The sequence below is a fragment of the Staphylococcus sp. HMSC062H10 genome (assembly GCF_001836945.1).
Lineage (GTDB): Bacteria > Bacillota > Bacilli > Staphylococcales > Staphylococcaceae > Staphylococcus > Staphylococcus aureus.
Genome location: NZ_KV830944.1, coordinates 1 through 3867 on the forward strand (window position 1 = coordinate 1; position 3867 = coordinate 3867).

Sequence of the window (3867 nt, forward strand, 5' to 3'; positions counted from 1 at the left end):
AAAAAAATATTGTGATTCGAAAAGCAGAGGCTATTCAATCTCCAATAACTTTTTGGTATGGGAAATATATTATTTTGATTCCTAGTTCATATTTTAAAAGTGTAATTGATAAAAGACTAAAATATATAATACTGCATGAATATGCTCATGCTAAAAATAGAGATACTTTACATTTAATTATCTTTAATATCTTCTCTATTATTATGAGTTACAATCCATTAGTACATATTGTAAAAAGAAAGATAATTCATGACAATGAAGTAGAAGCCGATAGATTTGTCCTTAATAATATTAACAAAAATGAATTTAAAACTTATGCGGAATCTATTATGGACTCCGTATTAAAAACCTCATTTTTCAACAAAAATATATTAAGCCATTCATTTAATGGTAAAAAATCATTACTCAAAAATAGATTAATTAATATAAAAGAAGCCGATCTGAAAAAGCAGTCAAAATTAATTCTAATTTTTATTTGTATTTTTACTTTTTTTATCATGATAATTCAAAGCCAGTTTTTAATGGGGCAATCCTTAACTGATTATAATTATAAAAAGCCCTTACAAAGCGATTACCAAATTTTAGATGAAAGTAAAAATTTTGGTTCAAATAGTGGATCTTTCGTTATGTACAGCATGAAGAAAGACAAATACTATATTTATAATGAAAAAGAAAGTAGAAAAAGATATTCTCCTGATTCAACTTACAAAATTTATTTAGCACTGTTTGGACTTGACCGTCATATTATAAGTGATAAAAATTCACGTATGTCATGGAATCATAAACATTATCTTTTCGAGTCTTGGAATAAGGAACAAGATTTAAATACAGCAATGCAAAATTCAGTTAATTGGTACTTCGAACGTATTAGTAATCAAATACCAAAGAACTATACTGCGGCTCAACTCAAGCAATTAAATTATGGTAATGAAAATTTGGGAAGTTATAAAAGCTATTGGATGGAAGATAGTTTGAAAATATCTAATCTTGAACAAGTAATAGTTTTTAAAAATATGATGGAACAAAATAACCATTTTAGTAAAAAAGCAAAGAATCAATTATCTTCTTCATTATTGATTAAGAAAAATGAAAAGTATGAACTGTATGGGAAAACAGGTACAGGTATAGTAAACGGGAAGTATAATAATGGGTGGTTTGTAGGTTACGTAATTACAAATCATGATAAGTATTATTTTGCTACACATTTATCAGATGGAAACCCGTCTGGGAAAAATGCTGAATTAATAAGTGAAAAAATATTAAAAGGAATGGGTGTTTTAAATGGCCAATAAGCAAGTTGAAATATCTATGGCTGAATGGGATGTTATGAATATAATATGGGATAAAAAATCAGTATCAGCTAATGAAATTGTAGTTGAAATTCAAAAATATAAAGAAGTTAGTGATAAAACGATTAGAACATTAATCACAAGACTATATAAAAAAGAGATTATAAAACGATACAAATCAGAAAATATTTATTTTTACTCATCAAATATTAAAGAAGACGATATTAAAATGAAAACTGCTAAAACCTTTCTTAATAAACTGTATGGAGGGGATATGAAAAGTTTAGTGTTGAATTTTGCGAAAAATGAAGAATTAAATAACAAAGAAATTGAAGAATTGCGAGATATTTTAAATGATATTAGTAAAAAGTAATTAGAGGTATGTTTCAAACATAATACATATGTAAACTATGCTTGACTCTTATTAAATTAGTTTTGTTAATGACATTTAAAATATATTATTAAAGATGAGAGTGTACAGAAAATAACCATTTTCTGTACACTCTTCTTTTATGTCTAAATAAGTAAGAATTACATAGGATTATGTGTTCAAAAACCCAACAAAAAATCTATGTTCATAAAAGACCTTGTAATTAAGTTATGGTACATTGAAGATGTATATAGGAGGTTTGTATTTTGAAAATAGGTTATGCAAGAGTTTCAACTGGATTACAAAATTTAAATTTACAGGAGGATCGATTAAATACATATGGTTGTGAAAAGATATTTAATGACCATATGAGTGGTTCAAAAAGTAAAAGACCTGGTTTAGATAAAGCAATTGAATTTGCGAGGTCAGGAGATACGATTGTTGTTTGGAGATTAGATAGATTGGGACGTAATATGGAGGATTTAATCACATTAGTTAATGAGCTTAACGAACGAGGTGTAAGTTTCCATAGTTTAGAAGAAAATATAACAATGGATAAATCAAGTTCAACTGGACAATTATTATTTCATTTATTCGCAGCATTTGCAGAATTTGAACGTAATTTAATTTTAGAGCGTTCTTCAGCTGGCCGAATTGCAGCACGTGCTAGAGGCCGATATGGAGGCAGACCAGAAAAATTAAATCAAAAAGATTTAAACTTACTTAAGACCCTTTATGATAATGGCACGCCAATTAAGACAATTGCAGAACAGTGGCATGTTTCACGTACAACAATTTATCGTTACCTCAATAAATTGGAGGACAAGGAAGATGAAAAACAAGGAGAAGTATCTAACTAATTTTTCTGAAGCCAAACGTAAAAAAGCTACTCAAAAGTACAATATTATAAAACCTTTTATCCTAGGCGAACAATCTTTATCAAGTATTTCTAAAAGTAAAGGGATTGCGTTAAGCACCCTTTATAGGTGGAATAAGTCATATAAAGAACAAGGACTTAAAGGACTAATCTATGCGACAAGAGCTGATAAAGGAACACGTAAAATAGAACCAAAGATAATTGATGAAATTGAACGCCTTGCGCTTATGAATAAAAGAAATAGTATAGCCACAATTCATAGGAAAATCACTAATTACTGTAAAGAAAATAATTTTGATATACCAAGTTATAAACAAATTTATAGTGTTATTAAAGCGATGCCTAAGTCTGTTATTGATTTCTCTCATCAGGGTGAAAAATACTATCAAAATAAGTACGATTTAATACAAATTAGAGAATCCTCGAGACCCAATGAAATATGGCAAGCAGACCATACTTTGCTAGATATCTTTATATTAGACCAAAAAGGTAATATCAATAGACCATGGCTAACTATTATTATGGATGACTATAGTCGTGCAATTGCAGGCTATTTCTTAAGTTTTGATGCCCCCCAATGCTCAAAACACAGCATTAACACTACACCAAGCAATATGGAATAAAAATGATACCAATTGGCCAGTGTGTGGTATACCCGAAAAATTCTACACAGATCATGGAAGTGACTTTACTTCACATCATATGGAACAAGTCGCTATTGATTTGAAAATTAACTTGATGTTTTCGAAAGTTGGTGTTCCTCGTGGTCGTGGAAAAATAGAACGATTCTTTCAGACAGTTAATCAAACTTTCTTAGAACAACTGCCTGGATATATAAACAATAATGATACTCCTAGTAATCTAATAAATTTTCACAATTTTGAAGAAAAATTACGTTACTTTTTAATTGAAGATTATAATCAAAAAGAACATAGTACTATTCATACCACGCCTATCAGTCATTGGAATAGTAATCACTTTTTCCCTAATATGCCAAGTAGCTTAGAACAACTTGATTTATTATTGTTGGAAATACCTAAATCTAGAAAAGTTCATTCAGATGGCATTCATTTTCAAGGTTTTCGATACAGTAATACTAATCTAGAAGCTTATGTAGGTGAATATGTACTGATTCGTTATAACCCAAATGATATGGCTGAAATACGTGTGTTTTATAGAGATGAATTTCTTTGTACTGCTATATGTCCAGAAATAGCTGATTACTCCATAGATATAAAAGACATACAGCACGCTCGTAGTCAGAGAAGAAAACACTTAAAACAAAATATTGCTAGTCCAAGTACCACGGAATTAATTAAGGAAGAAAAAAA

3 protein-coding genes and 1 pseudogene are annotated in these 3867 nt (G+C 29.1%); all 4 read left to right on the forward strand.

Going from position 1 to position 3867, the window contains the following annotated elements; translation table 11 throughout:
• The coding region (locus HMPREF2658_RS00310; protein WP_070854168.1) for a penicillin-binding transpeptidase domain-containing protein at positions 1–1292 on the forward strand (1292 nt) is incomplete at its 5' end.
• The gene (gene blaI, locus HMPREF2658_RS00315) at positions 1282–1662 is read left to right on the forward strand and encodes a penicillinase repressor BlaI (protein ID WP_001284653.1); all 381 of its coding nucleotides are present in this window, start codon (positions 1282–1284) and stop codon (positions 1660–1662) included. The genes HMPREF2658_RS00310 and blaI, both read left to right, overlap by 11 nt.
• 263 nt (positions 1663–1925) lie before the next feature.
• On the forward strand, positions 1926–2519 hold the full coding sequence (locus tag HMPREF2658_RS00320) for a recombinase family protein (protein WP_000690638.1): 594 nt from the start codon (positions 1926–1928) through the stop codon (positions 2517–2519).
• A pseudogene (locus tag HMPREF2658_RS00325) lies at positions 2491–3867 on the forward strand (Mu transposase C-terminal domain-containing protein); the annotation flags it as partial. The gene HMPREF2658_RS00320 and the pseudogene HMPREF2658_RS00325, both read left to right, overlap by 29 nt.